21 protein-coding genes are annotated in these 26,252 nt (G+C 60.5%); 4 read left to right on the top strand and 17 right to left on the bottom strand.

The genetic code is table 11. The features are described from left to right. The first annotated feature begins 236 nt into the window (after positions 1–236). The gene (locus N3C12_09535; protein ID MCX8072680.1) at positions 237–707 is read left to right on the top strand and encodes a hypothetical protein; all 471 of its coding nucleotides are present in this window, start codon (positions 237–239) and stop codon (positions 705–707) included. A 51-nt stretch (positions 708–758) separates the two neighbouring features. Here N3C12_09535 and N3C12_09530 read toward each other — a convergent pair whose 3' ends face one another. Next, the gene (locus N3C12_09530; protein ID MCX8072679.1) at positions 759–1,472 is read right to left on the bottom strand and encodes a serine/threonine protein phosphatase; all 714 of its coding nucleotides are present in this window, start codon (positions 1,470–1,472) and stop codon (positions 759–761) included. 14 nt (positions 1,473–1,486) lie between these two features. Next, positions 1,487–2,449, bottom strand: coding sequence for a methylmalonyl Co-A mutase-associated GTPase MeaB (meaB, locus tag N3C12_09525; protein MCX8072678.1), 963 nt, complete (start codon positions 2,447–2,449; stop codon positions 1,487–1,489). A gap of 112 nt (positions 2,450–2,561) precedes the next feature. Between meaB and N3C12_09520 the strand changes: the two genes are divergently transcribed. Beyond that, complete coding sequence (locus N3C12_09520; GenBank protein ID MCX8072677.1) at positions 2,562–2,957, top strand: hypothetical protein; 396 nt, start codon at positions 2,562–2,564, stop codon at positions 2,955–2,957. A gap of 27 nt (positions 2,958–2,984) precedes the next feature. Here N3C12_09520 and N3C12_09515 read toward each other — a convergent pair whose 3' ends face one another. From N3C12_09515 to N3C12_09505, 3 genes are all read right to left on the bottom strand, one after another. After that, positions 2,985–3,332 carry a hypothetical protein gene (locus N3C12_09515; GenBank protein ID MCX8072676.1) on the bottom strand — a complete coding sequence of 116 codons (348 nt, stop codon included), beginning with the start codon at positions 3,330–3,332 and terminating at the stop codon, positions 2,985–2,987. Between the two features lie 2 nt (positions 3,333–3,334). Beyond that, complete coding sequence (locus tag N3C12_09510) at positions 3,335–4,984, bottom strand: nitrite/sulfite reductase (GenBank protein ID MCX8072675.1); 1,650 nt, start codon at positions 4,982–4,984, stop codon at positions 3,335–3,337. Between the two features lie 115 nt (positions 4,985–5,099). Then, positions 5,100–5,420 carry a cupin domain-containing protein gene (locus N3C12_09505; GenBank protein ID MCX8072674.1) on the bottom strand — a complete coding sequence of 107 codons (321 nt, stop codon included), beginning with the start codon at positions 5,418–5,420 and terminating at the stop codon, positions 5,100–5,102. A 140-nt stretch (positions 5,421–5,560) separates the two neighbouring features. Between N3C12_09505 and efp the strand changes: the two genes are divergently transcribed. Continuing rightward, positions 5,561–6,127, top strand: a complete 567-nt coding sequence (gene efp, locus N3C12_09500) for an elongation factor P (protein ID MCX8072673.1) — start codon at positions 5,561–5,563, stop codon at positions 6,125–6,127. 61 nt (positions 6,128–6,188) lie between these two features. Here the strand turns inward: efp and N3C12_09495 are convergent, their stop codons facing one another. Then, positions 6,189–7,547, bottom strand: coding sequence for an MFS transporter (locus N3C12_09495; protein MCX8072672.1), 1,359 nt, complete (start codon positions 7,545–7,547; stop codon positions 6,189–6,191). 54 nt (positions 7,548–7,601) lie between these two features. On the opposite strand from N3C12_09495, the gene N3C12_09490 reads away from it, so the two are divergent. After that, entirely contained in the window at positions 7,602–8,372 is a 771-nt protein-coding gene (locus N3C12_09490) for a hypothetical protein (protein MCX8072671.1), read from the top strand. Here N3C12_09490 and N3C12_09485 read toward each other — a convergent pair. The 11 genes from N3C12_09485 to N3C12_09435 all read right to left on the bottom strand — a co-directional run bounded on the left by N3C12_09485 (position 8,364) and on the right by N3C12_09435 (position 26,190). Then, positions 8,364–11,471, bottom strand: a complete 3,108-nt coding sequence (locus N3C12_09485) for a hypothetical protein (GenBank protein MCX8072670.1) — start codon at positions 11,469–11,471, stop codon at positions 8,364–8,366. The genes N3C12_09490 and N3C12_09485 overlap by 9 nt on opposite strands. A 5-nt stretch (positions 11,472–11,476) precedes the next feature. Then, positions 11,477–13,933, bottom strand: coding sequence for a hypothetical protein (locus tag N3C12_09480; protein MCX8072669.1), 2,457 nt, complete (start codon positions 13,931–13,933; stop codon positions 11,477–11,479). Positions 13,934–14,030: 97 nt separating this feature from the next. Further along, a complete protein-coding gene (locus tag N3C12_09475; GenBank protein ID MCX8072668.1) occupies positions 14,031–14,876 on the bottom strand; it encodes a hypothetical protein in 846 nt (281 codons plus the stop codon). Between the two features lie 531 nt (positions 14,877–15,407). Then, complete coding sequence (locus tag N3C12_09470) at positions 15,408–18,764, bottom strand: DUF4215 domain-containing protein (GenBank protein MCX8072667.1); 3,357 nt, start codon at positions 18,762–18,764, stop codon at positions 15,408–15,410. A 240-nt stretch (positions 18,765–19,004) separates the two neighbouring features. Further along, entirely contained in the window at positions 19,005–19,487 is a 483-nt protein-coding gene (locus N3C12_09465) for a thioredoxin family protein (protein ID MCX8072666.1), read from the bottom strand. Positions 19,488–19,520: 33 nt separating this feature from the next. Beyond that, positions 19,521–21,167, bottom strand: coding sequence for a phosphomethylpyrimidine synthase ThiC (thiC, locus tag N3C12_09460; protein ID MCX8072665.1), 1,647 nt, complete (start codon positions 21,165–21,167; stop codon positions 19,521–19,523). A gap of 57 nt (positions 21,168–21,224) precedes the next feature. Then, positions 21,225–23,882: a VCBS repeat-containing protein gene (locus tag N3C12_09455; GenBank protein ID MCX8072664.1), complete on the bottom strand. Its 2,658-nt coding sequence runs from the start codon at positions 23,880–23,882 to the stop codon at positions 21,225–21,227. 101 nt (positions 23,883–23,983) lie between these two features. Beyond that, entirely contained in the window at positions 23,984–24,331 is a 348-nt protein-coding gene (gene grxD, locus N3C12_09450) for a Grx4 family monothiol glutaredoxin (protein ID MCX8072663.1), read from the bottom strand. 31 nt (positions 24,332–24,362) lie between these two features. Then, positions 24,363–24,635: a BolA family transcriptional regulator gene (locus N3C12_09445; GenBank protein MCX8072662.1), complete on the bottom strand. Its 273-nt coding sequence runs from the start codon at positions 24,633–24,635 to the stop codon at positions 24,363–24,365. Positions 24,636–24,697: 62 nt separating this feature from the next. Beyond that, positions 24,698–25,540: a 1-acyl-sn-glycerol-3-phosphate acyltransferase gene (locus tag N3C12_09440; GenBank protein ID MCX8072661.1), complete on the bottom strand. Its 843-nt coding sequence runs from the start codon at positions 25,538–25,540 to the stop codon at positions 24,698–24,700. After that, the gene (locus N3C12_09435; GenBank protein MCX8072660.1) at positions 25,507–26,190 is read right to left on the bottom strand and encodes an NUDIX hydrolase; all 684 of its coding nucleotides are present in this window, start codon (positions 26,188–26,190) and stop codon (positions 25,507–25,509) included. The genes N3C12_09440 and N3C12_09435 overlap by 34 nt, the downstream gene beginning before the upstream one ends. Positions 26,191–26,252 lie beyond the last annotated feature (62 nt).

The raw sequence follows: 26,252 nt of genomic DNA, 5'->3' as shown, positions 1-26,252 counted from the left end.
AGGCTTCCTCGTCCCTGTGGCAAAACTCTTCAAGGCAAAGAGGGCAAGCCTCGCGTTCGCGACGGAAGGAGATTGTCGACCGCCCCTGGGCAAGTTGGCTGTGGGCCGGTTGGCAGTCACTGAAACAGGCCTTCAAGCACTGAGCACCGGTCACCAATTTCGGTCAACAAAATCCCTACTTTCCCCAATTTCTCCGACTGCCTTCTCACTTCATACTACTCCTTGCGGAGGGAGATATGCCGAGGCGAAGGGGGATCGGTTTGGACTTTCTCGATGCTCTACCCAGCGACGGGGAGCGGCGCCTAATGCTTGCTGTTCTTGTCGATGCGGTGCGCCTGACCAGGTCGTTACAGGCCGAAGAAGCGCGCGCGGGGCAGCTTTCGCTTCTAAAGCGGCGGCAGTTGCTTCGGGAGTATGCCTGGTTTCAATCGGCTGAGCGGGACCGCCCGTTTGCCTTCCAAGTCATCTGCGAAGCGTTGGGATTAGATGCGGACTACGTTCGCCGATGCGTTTTCCGGCAACCCGATGCCCTGCTGCCCATGCCAGTTCGTCGTTACGCGGCGCGGGTGGAGGAAAGCTGGCTGCGGCAAAGGAAACACGGGGGACAAATCGTGCTGCTCAAACGGCGGCGGCGCACCAGCGCAAGGAGATTTACCGTGGCCTCGGACCCAGTTGCCAATTCTGACCTGAAAGCGGCGATTGGCTGAGCAAACTCGACCGCAGGTGCTATCCCAGCCGACTGCGGGGCAGAGGGCAGCTCAACTACCGTTCAGCCAATCACGTGGGGGCTCCCAGGCCGTTACGCACCGCTGCTCACGGCGAACTTGGATGAAGGACAGGTCCGGAATCGTGAGGCACGTCAGGGCATTCCCGTAAACGAGCCCCGTGTCTATACCGATTTTATATGGCCAATGCAGAAACGGCCGTCGCATTGGCGTGTGGCCAAAGACCACCGTCACTCCGAAGGAGTGGCGAGCCTGGATCCATTCGTGACGGATCCAGAGCAAATCTTCCTCGTCTTGCGACTCTAAGGGTCGCCGCGGGTCAAGCCCGGCATGGACAAAGAGGAAGGTACCCCACTGGAACTTGAGCACAAGCTTCCTAAAGAACGCACGGTGCTCTTCCGGGAGGGCTGCCCAAAGTCTCTCGCCCCGGAGCCCCGCGAGTCCGTAGCTCTCGAGCGTCGTTTCGCCCCCGTTGTAGAGGAACGCATCTCCGAAGTGTCCCTGTTGGCCCATGAAGTCCAAGAACATGTCCTCATGATTGCCCTTGAGGAACACGCAGCGGCAACCAGACTGCTCAAGCAGTAAGAGCCGCTCCACGACCCCTTTCGGATCCGGACCGCGGTCGATGTAGTCCCCCAAGCACACGACTGTATCTTCGTCACGCGGGGCGAGCGCACCGAGCAGAACGTCCAACTCGTCCGGGCACCCGTGAATGTCACCAATTACGAAAACCCGGCCCTGCGCCATTTGCTTTCGTCGCTTTACCCGCCAAGTGCTTCAACCAGGACATTTCGCTTTTGAACAACTTCTAGGGCTGCTCGGTAAGGATCCAATGTCCCTTCGCGAAGAGCGTCGAACACCTCCGTAAACACGCCGCGCTCAGCGGCGGCGGCAAGACGACGGCCAATCTCCTCCCGAAGAGCCCTCAAGAACTCCTCCTGCCGCAGGGCTGCATTCGAGCGAGCCTTTACTCCAGAGTGTTCCCGCCATGCGCAGTGCTCGGCCACTTTCTGAAAAAGCTCGTCGACCCCTTCCCCAGTTACGGCCCGCGTGAGCAACACGGGCACGGCCCAACCGTTCGTTGGACGCAGTTGGAGCATCGCTTCCAACTCTGTCTTGATGCGCTGCGCCCCTTCGCGGTCTGCCTTGTTCACCACGAAGATGTCGGCAATTTCCAACAACCCCGCCTTCATCGTCTGGATCGTGTCCCCCGCCTCCGGCACGAGAACCACCACTGTCGTATCGGCAATCCGCATCACATCGAGCTCAGTCTGCCCTACCCCAACAGTTTCGATCAAAATGAAATTCTTTCCGAAAGCATCGAGGAGCTCAACAATCTGTCGGGTTGTGCTGGCCAACCCGCCGTGGCTTCCGCGCGTACTCATGCTGCGAATGAAAACAGATTCGTCCAAGTAGTGGGCCTGCATCCGGATCCGATCACCGAGCACAGCACCTCCAGAAAAGGGGCTCGAAGGGTCGACGGCAACGATGCCCACGGAATACCCGTGTCTTCGCAGCACCCCGGTAAAGCGATCCACAAGCGTGGATTTTCCGGCTCCTGGGGGCCCCGTGAAGCCAACCACGTGAGCCTGACCGCAGCGCCCCTGGATACGACTTAAAATTTCATTCGTCGCCGGGTGACCATTCTCGACCAAGGTCATCAAGCGTGCGAGCGCCCGGCGGTCCCCGCTAAGCATTTGGTCAACGAGCTTGTCGACATTCATTGGTTGATGGACTTTTGTACTCTACTGGCACCCTTCGGGCAACGAAACAGGCCGGCATACCGATCTGGCCGCCCGCTTGCGACGGCCGACGCTGCGCTGCTAGGCGCTGCACGTGTTTTTGCTGCGCAGTACCACGTTTTGGGTAGGTGTTGCCCTCCTGCTCTTGGGCGCCGGCAACTGGGTGATTGGCCAGAACAAGGTTGCCGACCACCGGCGCTTGCTGCGCACTGCGGAAAGCCAAGTGCTGATCACGCCGCCAGAGGGTTTCGAGCAGCTCACTGCCCGCACCAACCTGTCCTTGTTGAAGCCGTTCCGAGTGTCCGCGGGTCGCATGAGTGCTTTAGAGCAGAAGTTACAATTTTACCGTGTCGTCGAATCGGGCGGACGCATTCTCTGTGCGATCGGCGCACTGTCGGCCCTCGCCGGGTTCCTTCATGCCCGCAGGCTCGCCGGACGTCACACACAAGTGCCTGCTGGCAGTGCGAGCATAAGCGCCACCGCGCACTAAGGGCAGGGCCCCGCGCTTGCACCGCGGCTAACCAAGCCTCCTAGGTGGGTTGTCCGTTCTTTTCCTGTCGTCCCCTTCGAAGAAGGGCTCCTCCGGGGTCCCGTCGTGCTCTGAGTCACGAAAGACCTTGATCACGGAGACTCGAAGTCCTTTTGAAGTCCAACCCATGTCGAAACCGACTTCCATCCCGAGCTCCAGGTCTTCAAATTTTTCCGCTCCGATCACCCGAACGAGCGGCCACTCAAAGGGTATGCGTCGGCCGCTCGCTACAGCCTCAACCACCCCTGCACGGTAACCAGGGCGCAATTTAACAATACGCCCGCGGTAGAACTTCCCCCGCAGAGCTGAAGACTCGCGCTGTTCTTCGTCCACCATCGTCAGCGTACATCCGGCGCGGCCGAACGCGCGGCTTCGTTAATCCTCTCAATACCTACGCGCACAACGAAGTCCGCAAAGGCCTCGCTGGGTTGTTTCTCTCGGCGGTAAAGCTCGGCGATAGCCCGTACCACATTGGGTACCTCTGGCGCAGGGAATCGGCCGGACACGCGTTTTCCCACCGCGGCGCCCTCTTCTCCGAGCCGCGCTCCGACCAAAAGGGAATAGTACGGTCGGTGCATGCCGTCAGCTTCCTGCAAAGACATACCGGTCAAGCCTATGTCCCCTACATGATGTTGGCCACAGGCATTGGGGCAACCGCTGATGCGGATCCGAAAGACGCCCAGTTCCTCGATCAGCGAACCAGCCTTCGCCAACTCCTGGCGAAGAACTTCTGCCATGCCCATCGAGCGGCTAACGGCCAGGCTGCAGTAATCGGCACCCGGGCACGAGACCACGTCCGTAATGTGGAGCGCATCGGGAGCGCCGAGGTCCATGTCAACCAAAGCACGCCATACTTCCTCTACTCGATCTCCCGGGATCCAGGGGAGAAACAGGTTCTGGTCATTGGAGGCCCGCAACTCTCCCGCCCCATGCTCTCTCGCCAAAGTTGCGAGCTTCCTCATTTGCTCGCTTGTCAAGTCTCCCAGGGGAAGCTGGACGGTGAGACCGAAATAACCCGACTGCTTCTGCGCGAACACGTTGGTGCGCATCCAGCGAGCAAATTCACCGTTTGCAGGCACCGGTAACTCTGCCGGGCGGTGACGGGGCCGATGCTCCGGGTACAGAGCCAACAACTCCGCCAATTCAGCACGGAGTTGCTCGCCACATTCACGCTGGACCTGAGCATAAGTCCCTTCAATTTCGCGGCGGAAGTTTTCCACGCCAAGCCGCTGCACGACGTACTTCATCCGCGCTTTCTTTCGGTTCTTGCGCTCCCCCAGCCGGTGTTGCACACGCACGATCGCCTCGGCGATCGCCAGCATGTCTTCCGCCGGGATGAATTCGGCAACCCGCTTGGCGAGAAAAGGCTGTGCCCCGAGGCCACCACCGGCAAGTACCGAAAAACCACGCTTGCCGTCCTGCAGGCGAGGGTAAAAGGCAATGTCGTTCACAGGGCCTTGCACACAGTCATAGGCGCAACTGGAGAAGGAAATCTTGAACTTCCGGGGCAGGGTTATGTTCAATGGGTGGAACAAAAAATACTCGTTGAGAGCAAAAACGTACGGAATCACGTCAAAAGGCTCATCCTTCAGCAGACCCGAGTGGAAGCACCCTGTGATGTTCCGGACGCTGTCTGAGCAGGCCCCGCGCGTACTGATGCCAACTTCGTGCAATCGGCGGTACATGGGCATGACGTGTTCCAGGGCAACCCAGTGAAGCTGAATGTCTTGCCGCGTGGTCACATGCATGACTCCGCGAGCGTAATCTTCGGCGATATCCGCAATTGCTTCCGCTTGCTGCACACTGAGCACACCCGCGGGCAACTTGATTCGTTGCATGTGGCTCGTGTGATCGAGCTGATAGTACAACCCGTAACTGAGCCGGATTGGCCGGAACTCGTCGTCGCTCAGCTCGCCACGTTGATACCGCTCAATCCGAGAAGCATGCGCCTCTAAAGCTTGCACCCGAAGTTGGTCTCTCGAACTCATCTCAAGCTTCTCCTTTTTTAAGCCGAATTCGGAGCCTAATCGTCGCCCTTACAAGTCAACATTTCCCAAATGCCGAAAGAGAATCAAGCGGTGGACCCGCCTACTGTCAGCTTTCCTATGGTTTTGGGGCCATGAATACCAGAACAACCAAGCGCCCGTCACCGGCGTTCCGCACCGCGTGCCCAGCTCCGGCGGGCGCAAATACGGCGCTTCCTCTTGCGACCAAGCGCTCCTCCTCTCCCACCTGAAATACCCCAGACCCCTCGACGACGTAGTAAACCTTGTCCGAGCCGTCATGCACGTGCATCTTCTGGGACTGCCCAGGCTCAAAACCGTAGACGTCGCAAAACATCCGCGGGCTGTCGAACAAATTGGTTTTGCACATCTTATCTGGAAGGAACGCAGCTGCTTTCTTCACATCGACAAAGTACTCCATCGCTCCCTCGTCGCTCCTCCTTTGGATCGCAGGTTGCCTACCCGTCTTGTTGGTTGCGACGGCGTTCACTCCATGCTAGCGACCAGATCCAGCCGGTTCATCTGAGCCGGCAACTTTTTTTGATCGCGGAGCTTTTTCGTATGCCTTTGATCCCAGCAACCCAACTACGAGCCGGAATGATCATCAAACACCAAAACGACCTGTACCGGGTCTCTAATGTGGTACACGTTACCCCTGGGAACTGGCGTGGCATGGTGCAGACTCGGATGAGGAACCTGCGCTCCGGCGTTCAGATCGAAAACCGCTTCCGATCGGAGGACCGGGTCGAACGTGTCACGTTAGAGCAGCACGAGATGGAATTCCTGTACGAGTCCGACGGTCTCTATCATTTCATGAACACGGAAACCTTTGAGCAAATAGCGCTGGACGCCGAGGCGCTGGGCGATGCGGTGCAGTTCATTACGCCGAATTTGCGGGTCCAGGTCGAGTTCTATGAGGGCCAGCCGATCGGAGTGACCCTGCCGAAAACCGTGGACCTCCGTGTCACGGAAACCGAGCCCGCCCTCAAAGGAGCCACGGTGACGAACGTCCTGAAACCAGCCGTGGTGGAAACAGGGGCAACCGTCCAAGTGCCCGGCTTTATCTCGGTGGGAGACGTCATCCGCGTAGATACCGAGACCGGAGAATACGTCTCCCGCGCGAAGTAAGCGCAGAGCGGCGTTCGTGTTTTCGTGTTTGAGCGCCGTACCCAACAAGGCGAGGCGCTCCTCAACGTTCGGGCGACACGTCCTCGAGCTCGCGATTTGCCGTTTCCGGTAAGTACAGCCACACGATCACCGGCGCGATCGGAAGCGCCAAAACCAAGGTACTGATCGCCGCCGTGTGGGAGCCAAAGTAGCTGTACAAGTAGCCCTCTACCCAAAGGCCAATAGCTCCTCCGATCGTCGTAACGACTTGTCTCACGCCTGAGGCGGTTGAGCGGTACGAGGTGGGGAACAACTCGGCGCCCAACGCTGCAAAAAGCGGCGAGACGATCTGCAGGGACAACAGCATGACGCCAAAGGCTAGAGGGACCCACGGTCCACTGAGGTTGTAAAAGCTCAGCAGGCCCACCACATTGCTGAGCAGGGCCACGAGGAGGATCCGTTTGCGTCCGAACCGATCTCCTAACCATCCGGCAACTAAATTGCCGACCGGTGCCGCGATCCCCACAGTGAGGAAAAGCAAGGTCACTTGAGCGGGCGCATACCCGTGTGTCTCCTGCAGCGTTTTCGAAACGAAAATCAGCGCTGCATCCAATGTGAAAGCCACGGGCAACAATGCCGCGCAAAGCGCCACAAGCCGTCCGGGATACATGCGCACGAGATGTTTGACCGGTAGGAATCCTTGCCGCCACGCACTTTCCGCGCGCACCTGTTCCCGGTGTGTCAAAAAGCGTCGCGTTTCACGGAGGGAGCGGCGGAACCACGCCAGTAACAAGAGGGGCAGGGCTCCTAACGCATACAGCGCCCGCCATCCGTAAGGGAGGACCTCGACCAACGCGAAGACCACCGAAGCGAGACCATGGCCGAAGGCACCGAAAGCCGACAGAACACCAATACCCCACCCTCGGTACCGCGCGCGCACCTCCTCCGCGATCACCACAACCGCCAGCATTCCTTCCGCGACGATGAACATTCGGGCAACGAACTGGAAACCGGTAAATTGAGTCGCATTCGCCGCAAACGCGGTGATAAAGGTAGCCAAGGTGAAACCTAAAATCGTCAACAGCAAGAGGCGGCGGCGACCAAATGCGTCGGCCAGCCAGGTGAAGAGCAACGCCGGCAGCACTCCCAGGCGAATCGCTGCGGTCACGCCCCCGACTTCGTCTTCAGCGATTCCCAAACCCTCCTGAATCTGTGGAAGCGCCAATCCCAGGATGGCAATGTCGTAACTGTCGACAAAGTTTGCTGTTCCCAAAACCGCCACCACCCGCCACTCGTAGGCTGTGAGGCGGCGCCTGCCCTCTCGCAAAATGCGCCAGGGGGCGAGGAGAGCCGAGACGAAGACGGAACGAGAAATTCGATTACCATTCACGCTCAACAAATACCTCCCATCCTGCACCCACTTGAAACCCTGTGCTGCCATCTGTCACGCGCACATGTGTTGAGTTTACCGCTGCCCAGACTTACACGAGATCGCGTGACCGCGCTGCTGCGCCTCTTAGTCGTGCTCGTGATCCTCGCTCAACTCCCTCGCTCCGTCGCCCATGCTCACGGTGGGCGGCTCCCGTTTCTTTTTTGGGGTAATTTCCCTCGCTTCGCGATTCCGTGCCAAAAAGCCATTGGCCGAGCGGCAGCACTGTGCGCAGCCCGCTCAGCGCAAGCACGCTTCCGCTGCACGATCGGACAGGACACCTCCTGTTCGGCCACCGATCTTGAAAGCCAGCGCGAGGCGATTTTGCGGGTCGCCCTGAACCTCATCGACAGGTTCTGCTCGGACCGTGCCGCGGTGCAGCTCGGATTTCTCGGCACCATCGAAGCCCAATCCGATATCGCCAACATGTGCACAACGGTGAATCGGGACCTCAGCTTCGTTTTCGAGCCGACCGACGAGCCCTCACCCACTGGCGACTGCACACGGTCTGTGAGTGGTGCCGTGGTACGACTATTGCGCAGTGGCACAATGATCTGGGAGGAGTTATTCAACCGCGTGGCACTCAAGGGCGGGGGAGCCAAAGGGCGCACACTGATCACTCGAGCGCGGGCTCGGATTTCTCTCCAGCAACAGAAGCTTGCAAACGTGATTCGTCGTCACTGCACGGACGAATCCGTCACCGCCATCTACGGGACCACGACGAGCGAACTCCTGAACCGGGCTGCACGGCTCACGGAATGTGTGGCCGGAGCTGCGTACGTGCAGGACGCCATCCATTGCGACACCGCCCAGAGTGGGGGGTCGCTGTCACCATGAGTGAATCCACGTCACAAAGTCTGCCACTCGGCGCACTCGGTTGTTGAAGGTATCGGCGATCCACAAGGAACCATCTGGCGCCAATCCCGCACCCACCGGTCGGCTCAAGGAAGCGCTACGCGCGTCGCGACCATCGCCCCCGAAGCCAACCGACCGCCCCCCTACCACAGTGCGAATAGTACCACTCTGATCGATCCAGCGAATCGCACTGTTTCCCGTGTCCACGATCAGTAACCCGCCGTCAGGCAACACGAGGAGGTCATAAGGACTGTCGAGGCGTGCCTGCAGCGCCGGGCCGCCGTCCCCACTGTATCCGCGGGCACCCAACCCAGCCACAGTTGAAATCGTCCCATTCCTGTCGACGCGACGAACGACGTGATTCCGGACTTCCACGAAGTACAGATTCCCTTCCCGGTCCTCGCGCACCCGCGCAGGGCCGTTCAGCCGCGCTTGCGTAGCAGGGCCTCCGTCTCCCGCGTACCCGGCCACACCACTGCCGGCCACCGTGTGGATCACACCTGCTGCGTCCACATATCGAATGACATGTGCGTCGATGTCCGCGATGTAAAATCCCCCGCGCTGTGAAGGGCAAACACCAAAGGGCGTGGTCAACTTGGCGCTCAAAGCAGCTTGGCCATCGCCATCGTTCCCGACCTCCTCCTGACCAGCGACGCGATATACGCGCCCGTCTTGATTAACGCGGAAAACGGCCGGTACGTGGTTTCCCGCAATGAGCCACCGACCTTCGTTGTCCAGCTGCACCTCGCTAGCGTGGTGAAGTGGCGTTTCGACCGCCGGCGTGCCATCCACAGGAAACGCCTCGATTCCCGTGCCCATTACGGTCGTGACCGTTCCATCTGCTTCGAGCCGGCGAAGGCGCAAGTTGTTCGCGTCGACCACCAGCGGCCTTCCCTGCGCGTCAAACGCAACACTCCAGGGGAAATAGAGCGACGTTTCGAGGGCCGGCTTCCCATCGCCGTCGAACAACGCCTTACCCGTGCCCATCGTGGTACAAATGACTCCGGCGGTGTCGCAATTCTCCGTCATCCCTGGGCTCGGCGTTGGCGAGGGAGATGAACTCGGTGTCGGGGAGGGCTCGGCCGGCGGCGTGAAGTCGCTCCGCGCCCCCTCGAGAATCCAGCGGCGCAGAATCTCCATCTCGTCGGCTGACAGCGGCTCGCGCCCGAGAGGCATGCGCTGCCCAAAGCGCGGAGTCGGGCCCAGCTTCTCGAGCAGGAGACTCGCATCGGGGTTACCCGGCACGATTTCACATCCGTTTAGCGAGCGCGCCCACACACCCGGCCCGAACATGCCCGCGTAAGTCCGCAAGTCATAACCAGACGACGGGAACGGCCCGCCATGGCACGCTGGGCTCTGACACCCTCGATTTTGCAAAATCGGAAGAATGTCCTGGGAAAAGCTGACGGTGGCATCGGGTGGCGGCGGATCTTCCGGGGCAGGACACGGTGAGATGTCCAGCACGTCCGACCCAATCGTTCGTGAGCCACTGTAGGCCACCATGCCAGCGCTCAAAGCGACGCTGAGATCCCCGCCAACTGCCCAAAGGCCACCCTCAGGATCGATCCAAACAGCATGGAAATCTCGCGATGTGTTAAGCTTCGTGTCGACGATGTCCCAACCCGTTGGCGATCGCAAGGAGAGAGAGGCACCAACCCCAACCGCTGCTGCTAGCGAGCCGCGCACAAAGACCCCGTTCATTTGCGGTGTCCCCGGCATTGCGCGGTCAACAAACATCTGCCCTTCGAACTCGAGCAGTACCCCCTCGGCAAAGCCGCCCGAAGCGACAACTAGATTCCCGTTCCCGTGCACCGTGAACAGCGGTCTCCGGGAATTGGCCTGCACCCGAGTCCACTGCTCCCCATCGAAGTGCAGAACCGTACCGCTCTGCCCCACAGCGTACACATCGTCTGCACTTCGGCCCCACACTTTGTAGAGCGTGGGAACACCGGTCGGCAGCACTCCAGAAAGGTCGACAGCCGACCACACGACACCGTCAAAGTGCCACAGAACCCCACCACCGGTTTCGTCGTTGGGATCCCCGCCCACAACGAAGATGTTCGCCGCACTCGTGCCCCAAACACCAAAGAGCGTCGCGCTCGCTGGCGTCACCAGCCGCGTAAACTGCTTTGCATTCAAGTCGTACCGCAGGACTAGGCCCCCTTCACCAACGAGATAGTAAGCGCCGTCAATCGGCTCGACACTAATCCACCACAAGTCTCCCTGCGCCCCCGTGTTCAGTCGGCGCCATCGCTGCCCATCATAATGCAAGACGTACGGCCCAAAGGAGTCGTTCGGAGGATCAGCACCGACGACATAAACATCTTCCACCGAACTTCCGGTAATTGAGGTCAACGCCGCTGGGAGACTACGGATGACAAACGACATCGTGCCTTTCGGAGGGCCAGCCTCCGTGCACATGAAATCCCGCGTTGAACATGCAGGTCGAACGTGGCATCCGATGCAGGTCTCTTTGCCGTCCGCCACGATCGTGCCATCGCGCAAAACGCGTTGCCAATGCCAGTTGCTCCCTGTGGGTTCGAAGCCGTCCAGCTCCTTGCGCATCGCGCTCCAACGCACGAGCGAGTCGGCACGGCAATCGGGCCGGTTGTACTCTTCCTTCACCACAACAGTGCCGACCGGCAACGAAGGTGCATTCTCGCGGTACAGTTGCGCCCCAGCTGCATCGGTGAGCACGCGGATATAGTAGCCCTCGTGCTCTGTGCTGAGCCGGCAGTCCCGAACCTCGATAAACGTTTGCGCGTAGTTCGGGGGGATGATGCTCTCGAGCGGGCAACCCGACAACGCGTTGTTCACCGCGCCGATGATCTCATCCACAGTAACCGTGGCATCACCATCACGATCCATCGAAGCGCAGCGCGCAGGGTCGGCCGCTCCGAGAGCAATGTTCACGCCCGTGAGGATTTCTTCGATCGTCACACTGCCATCGCGGTTGCAATCCCCCACACAGGCCCAACTGCCCCGGGCCACGAAGACAATGGCTACAACGAACAAAACAGCCAGCGGCACCCGGGACAGTTGAGCCCGAGTGCCACGCACCTTCAGCTTCTGGCGCCCCATGAACATCAGCGCTTGATTTTGCGGATCCGCCCGTTGAACGTATCGCTCACGTACAGGTCACCGTTTTCGTCGAATGCAATACCGAAGGGCCGATTGAACTGTGCAGCCAAGGCGGGGCCACCATCACCGCTGTACCCCCGGGTGCCATTGCCAGCCACGGTTTGTATAACTCCGGTCGCGAGGTCGATCATGCGGACGACGTGGTTGTTCGTGTCCGCCACATACAAGTTCCCGTCGGGGCCAATCTCGATATCCTGCGGGTAATTCAGTTGCGCGGCAGTCGCGATGCCACCATCACCGCTATAGCCAGGGACACCCGTACCCGCGATGGTTGTCACGACGCCGCACTTAAAGTCACTGCTGCAAAATTGGATGCGGCGGATCCGGTGGTTTAGGGTGTCGGCAAAATAGAGCGACCCGAATTGGTCAATCGTGATGCCACCTGAAGGTTCCGGGTTAGGCCCAGTTGGGAAGCTCACCAACGCCTCGCTGAGAAGTCCATCAGCGAAACCGCTCGTCCCATTGCCGAGCACCGTGTCGATGATTCCGTTCTCGCGCTCGTCCCTGAAGCGGTAAATTACTCGAATCCTCTGGTTCCGCTGGTCGATAAAGAAGTAGTTTCCTTGTGAGTCGAACACTCCGTGGGGCGGTTGGTTCAAACGAGCGTCTTTCGCCGGCCCGCCATCTCCAGCGAATCCTGCATCACGGCCGGAAAGGACCCGAACGCGCCCTGTAACATGATCCACCACGCGCAGCTTGTGGTTATGCCAAGCGTGGAAGAGCAAATCGCCGTTAGGGAACATCTCCACATCCGTCGGGTGATTCAAGGCCACCGTCCGCGGATCAGCGCCTTCGGCGGTGAGATCGCTGAGGTCATCTGGGCCGTCCCCAACGAAATCTGAACCAACCACGGTTCGGACGGTGTCGTCGGGCAAAATCTCACGCACCAAATGATTGTTCCAATCGAGAAATACCTTGCGGCCGTTAGGCAGGAACGCGATGTCGAAGGGCCAGTACAGCGTCGCTGCTAACCGGTGCGTGCCGTCGGGGGAAAGGCCCATTCCGCCATTCCCAGCGTAAGTGCAAATCGAGCCAACGTCGTTTGAGCACGGCAAGATGACCGGCGTGGGCGTGGGAGTCGGTGGCGGCGCCAATGCGTCCGCCACGTCGCCGATCACGCGGAATCTGTGATTGTGGGTGTCCGCCACGAACACATGCCCATTGGAAGCCACCTCGACGCCGTACGGACGATCCAGCTGCGCATTCGCTGCTGGCCCGCCATCCCCGGCAAAACCCTGCACGCCACTACCGGCCACGGTTTCAATGATGCCGTCCGGCCTGATTCGCCGGATCACGGAATTCATCGTGTCCGCGATGTAGACGGACCCGTCGCGACCTACGGCCACATCGCTTGGAGTATTGAGCTGGGCTTGAGTGGCCGGTCCTCCGTCGCCCGAATACCCCGGCTCTCCCGTACCGGCGATCGTGTGGATGATCCCATTAACGTCGATCAAACGGATCACGTGATTCCCTGTGTCCGCTATGTAAATTTGATCCGACGCGTCGATGGCGACGCGACCCGCGGGCGGCGCAGCCTGGCCCTTGGGCGCTCTGAGCTGCGCAAAAATTGCCGGCCCCCCATCACCGCCGTAGCCCGGAGTCGATGTGCCACAAATGGTGCGAATGATCCCCTCCGGGTCGATCAACCGAATACGGTAGTTCGCCTGGTCCGATACGACGATGTTCCCTTTGCTGTCACACGCCACCGAGCTCGGTAAATCCAGCATCGCACTGTTGGCGGGCCCTCCGTCACCACCAAACGCACGCGCCCCGGTGCCAGCAACATTCTCTACGCGCCCAGTGCTAAAATCCAACCGCTTGACGAGTGAATTGTGCCAAGCCGCAATCAACATCCGACCCTGGTGGTCAAAGGCTACATTCGTGGGATGGTTGAACTGCACGTAAAGAGCGTCGCCATCTTCAGCGTCACCCAGCTCACCGCTCCCAGCAACCGTCTCCACCACTCCATTGCGGATGCGCCGGATGCGGTGATTGTTCCAATCGACAAGGTACAGCAGCCGATCCGGCCCCACGGTTACGTCCTGCGGCAGGTAAAAGGCTGTGGAGAGCGGGTCCTTGCCATCGCCGTCGTATCCCGCCGTACCGTTGCCAGCCACGGTGTGAATCGTAGCCGGCGGACAAGCCGCTAAGGCGATGGCCACCGAACGCAAGATTTCATCGATGGTGACCGCGCCATCGAGGTTACGGTCGAACGAAGGGCATCGATCCAGGGCACTGGCCGATGGTTCCAAAGCTGCATTGACCCCGCGCAATACCTCGTCGACCGTCACTATGCCGTTCCCGTCGCAGTCTCCGGTACACGCACGACATTCCCCAGTAACGAACAACAGTCCGAAGATCACCGCCAGAAGAAACAACAGCGGAAGTGCTCTGTTCGCCACGATTCCCTCACCTCTCTCCACCGACATCACTCCCTACACCCTACCACACCGCCGCAGGAACGAAAACAGCGCAGAACCCACAATCGCTGTCCATGCTTCATTTCTGCGATGCGTTCTCCGCGCCTCCCCCCGACAAGCGCCACGGCGGGTCCACAGGCACCAAATCGGCAATGTCGGGAATATCTTCGAACGTCAGCCGCAGCCGCAACCGAGTCTCAACCGCCTGCCCCTGAGCGTCCTCCGCACGAACGAACAGGTCTGCCTCGGCACCCTCGAATTCAAAAAATGGCCCTGGGCCTTGAACAGGGAAGCCGAGCGCGTGCCGAACCGCAACTCCATCGTCATTAGGCTGCAGCCGCACGATAACGCGGGGAGCATGAAACAATTGCCGTTCTGCAGTCCGCATACTCACCGACAGCGAGAGCGGCTCGCTCACATCCAAGCACCGCACAGCCAGATTAAGCCGCACGGTTGCGCCAATCTGACCGAAATTGATCACTCGAAATTGATCGCAATTCTGCACCCGCCCGAAGCCTTCGTTGAGGTTCCGCCCGACCCAGATCCCAAGCCCTTGAGGGCACGGGAGACGAGCCAGCGGTACACGCACCGGTTCTACACTTCCCTCACAGCAAGGCGTGCCTAATTCCTTCAACGCAGCGGAACAGCCGACTAAAGGCTCGCAGCGAACCAGCTCGCACGACGTGGCTTCCCGCACGGTAAAGACTAAGTTCGTCAGCACGGACCGAAACGGAGGGCAGCGCTCCGCAGCTCGAATTCGGACAAATTGCGGCCCGACCTCGGCCGCCTGCGGTGTCCACAGTACCCGGGGCTGCGGCCCGTTCGGTGCGACAGCGATGCCCAACGGTCCCGTGAGAACCTCGTACGAAACTGCCCAGCCTGGGGCGTCGCTCGTCCCGACAGCGACCTGGATCGGATAACCCACGAACGCCTCATAAACCTGCAACGGCCTGAGCTCCGGAGTAGGACTTGCCGGGCCGAACGTTTGCGAGGGGGTCGAAGAAGGCTGCTGTAGCGATGGCGAGGGTGTGGCCGAGGACGAGTAGGTCACCGAAGGACTCGGTGCGTTGTGAGTGACCGAGGGCACAACCGTAGCCCAGGGTAGCGGCGTACGGATGACAGTCGGAGTTTGCGTTGGTGTGACGGCAGCCGGTATCGGAGTGAGGCTGACTTTTATCGGAGATACGGTTCGGAGCCAGGGCGATGGGTGCGCCACAGATGTGGGTGTCGGCAGAGGAGGCATATCCGTCTGCCGAGAACCCGTGCAACCGGCAACGCTCAGGGCAACGAGGCGCAGCACTCCACGCACCACACAGCCGCGAGCTCGTGCCGGCAGTAACCGCACCCGGAACAGCACATCTTACAGGTGCACCATGGCGCACCCCCTTTGCAACTGAGCACCATGAGCGTGGCGAGGTCCCCAGAGTGACCTGTCCCTGGGGACCTCGTTCCCTCGTCACTGACAAGCCAAGTGCACCGTGCCCACCGCGTCCATGGTCGGGAATCCTGGCAGGACAATTTCTGCGAACGGTAGGGCGAAGCCAAGCCGGCCGGTGTTCAGCACGTTGTTCTGGATGTTCGTACAGCCGAACGGCGTGTTGGTCGCCGAAGTGCTCAAGTTCGTCTGAGTCAGCGCCGTGCCGCTCGAGTTAACGGCGTCATACACCGTCGCGCTGACCGCGCCGGTGGTCACCAAGCCCGTCAGCGACAGGTCTCCAGCATTCGGATCGAATGGATCAGAGTCGGCGGGGCATGGAGCGCTGGTATCGGTCAAAATCCTCAGCAGGAGAGATTCGGTCAGTGTCATTCCACCTGCCGGGTAAGTGCCGCTCAGTGTCACCTGGATTGGCGAGATGCACGCTGGCGGGAACTGATCCGAGGGCTTTGCCTGGGAAACAAGCCCGCCGGGATTGACGAACACATTGTCGCACTCTGGGTCTTGCGGCAAGCCGCCGTTCGGCCCGGGTGGTTGCGACGTGTCGTGATCCTGCACAGCGACGGAATCGTAGTTCGGTTCACCGCCGTCGCAATCGAGTATTCCGGTACCATCTCCGCCAGGACGGACACAGACCTTCGCCAATCCCAACAAGTTAATCGGATTGTAGTGAGACCCAGCCGCTGGGATGGTGATCAGTCGAACACCGTTGGCGGGATTAAGATCTGAGAACTGCCACGTTTGGTAACCACTCAGCAGCAAGTTCAGGTTGATACCGGAGGTCGTTTGCAGCTTCACCACGGCACCATTGGTGGCGTTCGGTCGCAACGTGCACACACGGGTGAGCGGCGTCGGCGTCGGGGTGGCGGTATTCGTTGGGGTCTGAGTCACCGTCGGTGTGTGGGTTCGCGTGGGTGTTCGGGTTCGTGTTGGCGTACGCGTGAACGTATTCGTAGGTGTCGGCGTATTCGTCGGCGTGTACGTCGGCGCACCCGGCGGGAGCGTAAAGCTCGGAGTTGGAGTAACGGTTGGAGTTTCAGTCGGGGTCGCTGTGAACGTCGGCGTCTCCGTCGGTGTATCCGTTGCCGTGCGTGTGGGGGTCCCGGTGTTCGTCGGCGTCGGTGTAGGCGTTGCTTCTAACTGGCAACCACGGTTACACCCGTCCCCGTCAGCACGATTGCCATCATCGCACGTTTCCCACGGCTCCTGGATCCCATTTCCGCATGTACTGACGCGGCATTCGAATTTCACGGTGTCTGGCTCTGCCTTGCCAAAAGGATCGCGGGCGCGTAGCCGCACCGTGTACCGGCCTGGCCGCACACTCTTCACCGTGATGCCGTCGCTCAAGTAGGTCACTTTCAAAGGCACGACAATTGGGACAGGCGCGCTGCACTGGTTCAGTGTCGTGTAGGTCGAGCCCGGCGTTGGAGTCTTCGCACGGATGACCGAGAGCCCCCATCCGCCGCTACCAAACACCGCCTCTAGTGCGTTGAGGTTTGCCACATCGAGAGGCTTGATGCTTGTGGCACGCGGCTTGAGGACCTCGATGGAACTCAGGCCAAAGGTGGCAAAGCAGGCCGGGAAACGCGGATCGGTGTTATTGATGCAAACACGCGGGCTGATGGTGCAGCTACGGTTGTTGAGGTCGGGATCCGTATCGCACCGCGGATCACCTTCATAACACACAACCTTGTTCTTCGGCCGGCCTTTACGGTCCAGTACCGGTACCGGCTCAATGCGCCACTCAAGACCGCAGTCCGTCACCGAGCTACCACCACCAGCAATGCAAGGATTGACCGGCGCTTGCAATGCACACGGCAAGGTAGGTGTCGGCGTCGGACTCGGGGACGGAGTTGCCGTTCGGGTGCGAGTGGGCGTCCGCGTCGGAGTTGGGGTCCGCGTCGAGGTCGCCGTTGGTGTCAGCGACGGAAGCGGCGTCCACGTGCCCGTGGGAGTCGCCGTTGGGGTCAGGGTATAGCTCGGGGTTGGGGTCGACGTACACGGTGCTCCCACACAGCCTGACGCCGGATTGCAAGTCTGGCAGGCATCGCACACGAGCGGATCACCGCCTTGGCAGACGCCGCCGAAGCACGCGTCCCCGGTCGTACAGGCGTTTCCGTCGCTGCACGGAGTTTCATCCGGGGCAAAATTATCCTCGGGGCAATTCGCCGCCGTACCCGTGCAGTTCTCGGCAACGTCGCAGGTTCCAGTCGCGGGGCGACAAACCACCGTTGCCGGCTGGAAGGCATCAGTTGGGCAGTGGTCGCTTATGCCATCGCAGGTTTCCGCCACATCACACGGACCGGCAGCGGCCCGGCATACACCCGTTGATTTTGCATCTGCCGGGCAAGTGGCGCTCGTACCGCTGCAAGTTTCCGCCACGTCGCAGGCACCCGCCGCCGCGCGGCAGATTGTTCCGGGCGCAGCCAGGCCGTCAGACGGGCAAACGGCGCTGCTGCCCGTGCAGGTTTCAGCCGGGTCACACGGACCCGTAGAGGTACGGCAAATCGTTCCCACCGACTTGAAGGTGCAGTTTGCCGTGCAACACGATCCCGAGGTACCATTGGCACTGCCCTGATCGCAATCCTCGCCCACTTCCGGCTGGACAGCACCGTCACCGCAAAACGACGTAAAGGTCACGGTAACGAAGTGCCCATCGCTATTGATGTCCCGGCTGCCCACACCCGGGTAAGTTCCGGCCGTCTGGCCGCTAAACGTCAGCGCCATGCCCATACGCACCGCACATTCGTCCCCGCCGCCCGCACCGTTATCGCTTCCGCAACTTTGACTCCACACGAAGCGAATCGAATGAGGTTGCGGAACACCGTTGCTCAACCCACGAATCGTCGCTGTGCTGCTGTCGTTGAACGGCAAATTGCCGCTTCCAGTGAAACTCTCCAAAAAACCCGGGTCCGGCAAACTCAACGATCCATTGACGACAACACCTCCAGTTTGTGTCCCATTGATCGACGTGGCATCTGCGTGCGCAGCGCCACCCCCTTCATCCACGACCGTAAAGGCACCGACACGGCTCGTCGTAACATTCAGGTGATACGCCCCCGGCGCGGTAACTGTGAAATTCAACGTGTAATCCGAGTTCAGCGAAACCTGTCTCTGTGCTGTAGTTTCCGTATCGGTCCCCACGACTGCGGCGTAACGCGTACTAAACCCAGTGGCGGAACTCGTTAGGGTGCTTACTTGATGGCGTCGCTGCCGCGCGGTCGGCGGGTTCTCTAAGAGATCGGCCTCGCTATTATCGGTGATGGAGAGCCCAGAAATGCCTTGCCCGTAGGCACGGGGTTGCACCCCACCCACAAGCAGCAGACTAACGAGGACACTCTGAACAACTGCAACGAGCCACCGATTCTCGTGCTGCACCGCGATTCCCTCCCTGGATGCGCGCCACACAAGGCCTGGGCGAGCCTGCAAATCTGCTCCGAGCCGCTCTACGTTCCCTCACGTTTCGGCGTGCGACCATGCCCTCTCCCGCGGCACCCCTCTCGATGGCCCCGCTTCATAGCACGTCATGGACGTGCTTTGTCAACACATTATCTGCACATCGTGCGCCCAAGGACGAACGAGACTGCCCGATGCTCGCCCCGAAGCAAACGGGCTCCATTACTTGCGCGCGTACTTTTCCGACGCCGCTTGCATCGCTTTCAGAACATGCCCTGCATCGTGCTCGTCGTAAAAGAACTTGAATTGGGCACGTCCCGCTTCGATCGCGAGATCGAGCTCGCCGCTGGGAGAGAGGAAAAACGTACGCGGAATGTATGCCCCGTCTGGTTTATACTTGTCGCTCAAATCACGCCGTTTGTCCGCGTCTACACGGATCATCACTAACTTCTTGGCTTGCTCGACGATCCGATCGTCCTGAAACACCCGAGAATAGTTCGCACAGTGCGGACACCAGGTTGTGTAGAAGATCAAGCACACCGGCTTACCTTGGTTTTTTGCCTCCGCAAGTCCGTCTTCGTAGCTCCGCCATTGAATCTTCGCGTCGTTCCAGTCCTCCGCTCCGGCACTCACCGCGCGGGGCCCAAGGGCAATCGCCCACGCCAACACGGACAGACTCAGCAACAATCCCAACGCGTTCCGCACACGTTTCTCCTTTCGCATTCGAGTTTCTTTGTTTTACTCAGAACTCGCGGCGAGCGACGCCTGGATCTCCTCCGCCCGTTCGCGCTCGGGCACGTGATCACTATGGCAAATGTGCTTCCCTTGGACCACGGGCAGCGCGTGCTTGCGCAGGCGCAACAGCTCCTGTGCTTCCGCGCCCAGCCCCGGGCTCCGAGCGGCGCGCCGTGCCGGCTGGAACGCGGGGTCTTTCCCACTGGCAAACAACTCGATCTCCTTCGAGATGCGCATACTGCACCAGTCGTGCCCGCACATGGCGCAAAATTCCGTGTCCACAGCGAGGTCTTCGTCATGGAGGGCACGCGCTGTTTCCCCGTCGAACGCCAGCTCGAACTGCTTCGGCCAATTCAAGGCCGCACGCGCCTTGGATAGGTCGTCATCCCACTGGCGCACGCCCGGAATTCCCCGCGCGATGTCACCCGCATGCGCGGCGATTTTGTAGGCGATGCAGCCGTCCTTGACGTCGCGCTCCCGGGGAAGGCCGACATGTTCTTTCGGCGTGACGTAACAAAGCATCGCCGCCCCTGCACGAGCCGCTTCTGTCGCGCCAATCGCACTCGTGATGTGGTCGTACCCTGGGAACACATCCGTCACCAGCGGTCCCAGCACATAAAAGGGCGCATCATCACAGATCCGCTGCTGCAACTGCATATTGAACGCAATTTGATCAAGGGGAACATGGCCAGGACCTTCGACCATTGCCTGCACCCCGGCATCGCGCGCCCGGTGCACCAACTCACCAAGTGTGTGCAATTCTGCAAGCTGAGCCGGGTCCGATGCGTCAGCAGTGCATCCCGGACGAAGTCCGTCACCGAGCGAATACGTTACGTCATATTCGCGCATGATCGCGCTAATCTCGTCGAACATCTCATAAAGTGGGTTTTGTCGGTTGTGATAAAGCATCCACTTCGCCAGGATCGATCCGCCGCGTGAGACAATGCCAGTAATCCGCGAGCGCACCAAGCTCAGATGCTCCCGAAGCACGCCAGCATGAATGGTGAAGTAATCGACCCCTTGCTGGGCCTGCAGTTCGATTTCCCGAAGAATGATATCGTAGGTGAGCTCCTCGATGTTGCGCCCCACAATCATGCTGTAAATGGGCACCGTGCCAATGGGGACCGTAGAATTGTCGATAATCGCCTGCCGGCAAGCCCGGAGATCACCCCCGGTCGATAAATCCATCACCGTGTCCGCCCCGTATTTCTGCGCCCAGCGCAGCTTTTCCACCTCCTGCGCCAACGTGCTTTGAACCGGCGAAGCGCCGATATTGGCGTTAATTTTCGTTGTAATCATGCGCCCGATGCCGGTGGGATCGAGCCGCTTCGGAGCGCGCTCACCGCGCATGTAGTTAGGGTCCTGAATCCAGGCCCAACGTTGCGCCACAGTCTGGTTCACCCAGTAGCGAGCACCCTCGCGTGCCCCCGGATGCCCAACGGCCTCGGTGGGGTAAGTCCAACTCTTGTCACTCGCCGGTGAGGGCGGCATCCCAGCACTACCCGCGAGATGCCGCTTATTCGCCGGGATTACGAGGCGACCGCGTGCCACCTCCTGGCGAATAAATTCCGGAGTTACGTTTTCGCGGATAGCTACCCGCTGCATCTCTGGAGTCACGATCCCTTTGCGCGCCGCTTCTAACTGAGTCATTGCTCCTGCTCCTCTCGAAGCGCTCACGTCGCCGCACCCATCGCAACAAGCGTAAGCTCAATGCACTGTACGCGCGGCTTTGTTAAGGCGCAAGCGGCGCAGTCGGAACCAAGCTCGTCCCCAAAGCCAAAACGGCGGGAAGAGCAGGAGCAAGCCATGGCTTGCGTCGGCCCCTCCTGCTGGACTCGGAATCGCGCACCCGCCGGAACTGCTCGACGATCCCGCGGGTCGACGCGTCCGTGTTGGCAGCGGCGTCGGCGGCTCGGGCGGCGGTGGAGTGCCCGGACCCACGGTGGGAGTCGCCGTCGCAGGCGGGAGCGTTGCGCGAGTGATGTTGCGGAGCACGGTTACCGTATCTGCGTCGGTGTTGAGCGACACCACTTCCGCCAATCCACCGGTCGCATCAGAGACAACGTTCAAATGTGCAACACGTACGTCAGTGGGTCCGGCCCCGACCGCAAACGTTATCGGGGAAAAGTTTCCCTGGCCGTCGCCAGACCAAACAGTCACGCGACTCGCCAGCCGGCCGGCAGTGACCAGGTCCGCCGCCCCGTTTCCGTTGAGATCCGCAGCCGCCAACCCGCCACTATCCGAAGAGATCGACTGGGTAGAAACGAGCTGCCATCGTCCCAACCCGTTACCGGCGAAGAGATCGAGCCTTTGTGCCGTCGGGCTGAGCACGGCAATGTCCGGCTTTCCGTCCCCAACAAAGTCATCGATCGCTACGTAAGCCGGATCCCCGGGCAGATCGATGTGCTCTACCAATTGAAACTCAGCGCCGCCGATGCCGGCAAACACATCGATGCCGGGCGGATCACTAGTACCAACGACAAAGTCTGGGTTCGCGTCGCCAAACACTTCCCCCACGGTCGCGGTCGTTCCGATGCCGCCGAGATCAAACATACGGGTCTCAAAGGTAAACGCGCCGTTGCTCCGAAGCACCAGTGCGCGCTGTGTCCCCGACTCCAAGACGATCAGGTCGCCGCGGCCGTCACGGTCCAAGTCGCTGCCGACCAACGTGGAGATCCCTCCCTGCACAGGGACGATGCGGGGAAGTCCGAACCCGGATACGCTGTTCGGAAGGATTGTGATTCTACTCTCGTTTCTGCGTGCAACCGCGGCATCGACAAAGCCGTCGCCATCGAAGTCACCCGCCGCGAGCACAGTCGCCCCACTGAGTGCTGCAAAGTCCTTGCGGGGGTGGAAGCTTCCTCTTCCATTACCCCGTAGGAGAGACAAGGTGCCATCACTCCCATTCAGCGCGAGTGCATCCAAAAGACCGTCTCGATCGAAGTCCGCAAGCTGCAACGCGACAGGCTGCACACCTGTGGCAAAAGACAAAGCAGCCACGAACGATCCGCCGCCTTGACCACGAATCACACTTACCGTGTCCGCCCCAGCGTTCGCGGTTGCGAGATCGACAGCACCGGCCTCGTCCTCATCGAAGTTTCCTACTACAAGTCCGACAGGGTCGGCCCCCACCACCAGCCGCGAAGATGTCTCGAACCTACCGTCGCCAAGCCCAGTAAGCACGCCAATGTCGTTCGCACCTCGGTGCAAAATGACCATGTCCGCCCGGCCGTCTCCGTTGACCACCTGCCCCGGGCTGCGGTCGTCGAGCACCAACACCGCAGCCGGGTTTTGCCCGACCCCCATGGCAAATAATCGGGAAAAGCTGCGCCGAGCGTCGTTACGGAAAACGACGATCTCACCGTTTTGCCGTGCTGCGATGAGGTCGGCCGCACCATCACCATTCACGTCGCCCCAGCCTACCGCCGACACTCCCGAACCCACGGCGACCGTGGCAAAAGGCGAAAATGCACGCCCAGCGCCTTGCCGGAGGATACTCACGTCGCCAGAGCCGTGGTTGCCCACGGCTAGGTCGGTCAATCCGTTTGTGTCAAAGTCGCCCGCAGCGACGGCTGCCGGCTCTCTGCCAACGGGAAGGGAGCCGATGACGGACAAAACTGGGCCGAGCTCTACCTCCAACAAAATCACTTGGTTGTTGGCTGCATCAGCGACGGCGAGAAAGTGGTCTACGGCGGTCAGAGCCCGGAGGTCCCCACCGATCGAGGCCGCAATTTCCGGGGCAAAGCTTCCGTCGCCGCGTCCCAATGCCACAGCCACGGTGCTTGTTGCCGGATCGATCGTGGCCACGTCGACTACGTCATCTTCATCGAAGTCCGCTAGCACCGCGTGACTTGCGTTGGCGATAACCGCGGAGAAACCACGCACCAAGAAGGCGCCCGTGCCCCGGCCTTCCAGCCACCTCACGCCGCCTGCGCTCCCATCGGCCACGACTAGGTCCAAAAATTGGTTGCCACGGCGCACATCGACACTGCCAGCCGCAATTCCCGTCAATCTCTCCCCCACGCTCCCGATCTCGACGGCACTGCGAAACAGAACGGCGGCCCCGAAGGGATTTACCGTTGGCGTGGCACTCGGCGTCGGTGAGCCAAGAATCGTCGTGGCTCCGACTGTCGGCGTCTTGTTACTCACGGTGGGGGTTGCACTTTGCGTTTCGCGCGCCGCACCCGTTGGCGACGGTCTAGCCGGTGTTGCCGTAAACGTCGCTGCCACTGTGCCCCGGGGCGTTCGCGAAGGAGTCGGCGTGCGGGTTGGGCGCGGCGTTGCCGCATCCGCCGCCTCAGCAGCGAGCGCGCACAGTACAACCACGAACGCCGCACTTCCCAAACGGATTGGCTTGCCCCTCAAGCCTCGGGCTCGCAGCAAGAAGTGGCGGATTCTCGTGCAACGCACCCGAGTTGGCCTGCTTCAAATAACCGCGAATTGCAAGCCGAAAAGGACGGACCCGACTAAGCCTTTTCAGAAGCCACGGGCAGATCAGCAAACGCTTGCTCGAGGAGTGCCCGTAACTCCCCGCTGGCGTGCAGCTCGCGGATGATGTCACACCCGCCAATAAACTGCCCACCGATATAAATCTGCGGAATCGTGGGCCAGTCGGAGTACTGCTTGATGGCTTCGCGTTTCTCGGGATCCTCGAGAACATCCACGTGTGCGAAGGGGTAACCATACTGCTTGAGACACTCCACCGCGGCGGCCGAAAAGCCACACATCGGGAACGTTGGATTGCCCTTCATGTAGATGATCACCTTATTTTCTCGAATTTCCTGCTCGATTTCGGCAAACACGTCTCGCGCCATACTCTATACCTCCCTACGCAAGTTGGTAAACTTAACCGTTCGCGGACCCTGGCCCCTGAGTCCTCCGTTGCTCCAATTCCTCTGGAGTGTACGCCCCGATCGCCAACGCGTGGATACGGTCGCGCATGGCGTCGCCCAGCGCTCGGTACACCATCTGATGCCGTTGAACGAGGTTCTTTCCGGCAAAGTCGGCACACACAACCGTCGCCCGGAAGTGATTGCCGTCCCCCACTTCATCCACCACTTCGACCTGCGCATCAGGCAACGCGGCGCGAATGAGGCGCTCAATTTCTTGCGGACTCATGGCGCTTTTCCCTAGCAGGCTCGTGGCCGCGAACAACTACGGCTTCGCTTCTGGAAGCGGCGTCACAACGCTCCTTGCACAGCCGAGGGGCCGCAGTCCCCAGCGTCAAGCTGGGCAACGATCTGGGCCCTGGTTGCGGTCATCAGTTCGTCAACGCCTGGATGGTGGTGGCTGTCCACCTCGATCGCAGAACCAAAGCGAATCTCGATCGTTCTTCCCGGATTGAGCCGCCACCACGGCACCCGCGCCAACGCGGCATAACTCCCGCAAATGGCCGTTGGCAGAATCGGCAGCCTATGGTCGAGCGCGAAATGAAAGGCCCCCTTCTTGAAGGGCAGCAACTCTCCGGAGCGGCTGCGCGTGCCCTCCACAAAGAAGATCACCTGCCCGCGGATTTTCCGCGCGGCAGCTTCTGCAATGGCCCGAATTGCTTGGGCACGGTTTTGTCGATCAATCAGGATTTGCCCCGACGGCCGCAATGCCCAACCAATGATCGGCCACTTCTCCAACTCGCGTTTGGCGACGAAGCGAAACGGGATCGGAACCACCCGAACCAACGCCAGAATGTCGAAAATGCTGGCATGGTTGGCGCAAATCACGTGGGTTCGCTGCCAATCCACGGGCACTGCCTCGCGCACCCGCAGGCGGATTCCGGCAATGGCGAGCAAGACGCCCGTCCACAACCGTTGCGCCACCCAGCACGCAAGGTATGCGTTTTGCGCAACCACGCGATCGAACCGCTCGGGAAAGCCGAGGCTTGCCTGCAACCATCCCCATATGTAGCGGGCCCAAACAATGAGCAGCACAGGAGTGCCCAAAAGGGCCGTCCAAGCACTCGCCAAGGCCACACGAACCAAGTTCAGGAATACGTTCACCCCGTTTCCTCCGATCTCTCGTAACGCCATCCGGAATCCAGCATCCACAGCCGGTGTCGCGGTCCCGCGCGCTCCAAGTCGCCGTTCCCGTAAGCAACGTCCCCTTGATAAACGGTACAGGCACCGCCAGCAACAAAGTACAGCTCCGGCTCAAAACATTCGACTGCTCGTCCTGCGACTGAGGCCAGGAGCTCTGCCACGCTCGTGGGACGGCCCAACTGCGTAATCGTCACGAACGTGGGGGCCGGAAGCTCGATTTCGCCACGATGGTGGGCTTCGAGGGCCGCCGTTGGCGCAAGCCAGCGATGGTCAGAAATTTCTCCGCCATCCGTGCTCACGGCCTCGGGTGAAGCGGGCGCGAGGAAAAACCACGTGTCGAAACGTTTTGGCACGTTGACCGGCGTCACCCATCGGGAAAAGGTTCGAAGATCCGTCGGCCGGATCCGCACACCTGCCTCTTCCCAGGCTTCCCGTACCGCGGCGTGCTTTGCTGCTTCCAAGGGGTCCTCGCTCCGCGCTCGCTGGTAATCCACGGTATCCACTCGCCCGCCAGGGAACACCCACGCCCCGCCGTGGAAGTCCAGCCGAGCACTTCTCCGCACTAGGAGAATTTCGCATCCTTGAGGAGCGTCGCGAACGAGAATCACCGTGGCCGCTGGGCGCGCCGGAGCTACTTCCATGCTTGTTCCTTATGCCGATGCCGCCGCTGCAGCAAGCCGCCTCCAGACCTGGAGCCGCCGCT

The organism is Candidatus Binatia bacterium (genome assembly GCA_026415395.1).
Classification (GTDB): Bacteria; Desulfobacterota; Binatia; order HRBIN30; family HRBIN30; genus HRBIN30.
Note: the sequence above shows the minus strand (reverse complement) of the source record. Positions and strands in the feature narration are given on the sequence as shown.

Coding starts and splice junctions, on each gene's coding strand:
- thiC (MCX8072665.1), bottom strand. CDS start 21,167: ATGACTCAGTTAGAAGCGGCGCGCAAAGGGATCGTGACTCCAGAGATG.
- N3C12_09445 (MCX8072662.1), bottom strand. CDS start 24,635: ATGAGTCCGCAAGAAATTGAGCGCCTCATTCGCGCCGCGTTGCCTGAT.
- N3C12_09515 (MCX8072676.1), bottom strand. CDS start 3,332: ATGGTGGACGAAGAACAGCGCGAGTCTTCAGCTCTGCGGGGGAAGTTC.
- N3C12_09535 (MCX8072680.1), top strand. CDS start 237: ATGCCGAGGCGAAGGGGGATCGGTTTGGACTTTCTCGATGCTCTACCC.
- N3C12_09530 (MCX8072679.1), bottom strand. CDS start 1,472: ATGGCGCAGGGCCGGGTTTTCGTAATTGGTGACATTCACGGGTGCCCG.
- N3C12_09440 (MCX8072661.1), bottom strand. CDS start 25,540: ATGGCGTTACGAGAGATCGGAGGAAACGGGGTGAACGTATTCCTGAAC.
- N3C12_09505 (MCX8072674.1), bottom strand. CDS start 5,420: ATGGAGTACTTTGTCGATGTGAAGAAAGCAGCTGCGTTCCTTCCAGAT.
- efp (MCX8072673.1), top strand. CDS start 5,561: ATGCCTTTGATCCCAGCAACCCAACTACGAGCCGGAATGATCATCAAA.
- meaB (MCX8072678.1), bottom strand. CDS start 2,449: ATGAATGTCGACAAGCTCGTTGACCAAATGCTTAGCGGGGACCGCCGG.
- N3C12_09495 (MCX8072672.1), bottom strand. CDS start 7,547: ATGGCAGCACAGGGTTTCAAGTGGGTGCAGGATGGGAGGTATTTGTTG.
- N3C12_09485 (MCX8072670.1), bottom strand. CDS start 11,471: ATGGGGCGCCAGAAGCTGAAGGTGCGTGGCACTCGGGCTCAACTGTCC.
- N3C12_09435 (MCX8072660.1), bottom strand. CDS start 26,190: ATGGAAGTAGCTCCGGCGCGCCCAGCGGCCACGGTGATTCTCGTTCGC.
- grxD (MCX8072663.1), bottom strand. CDS start 24,331: ATGGCGCGAGACGTGTTTGCCGAAATCGAGCAGGAAATTCGAGAAAAT.
- N3C12_09510 (MCX8072675.1), bottom strand. CDS start 4,984: ATGAGTTCGAGAGACCAACTTCGGGTGCAAGCTTTAGAGGCGCATGCT.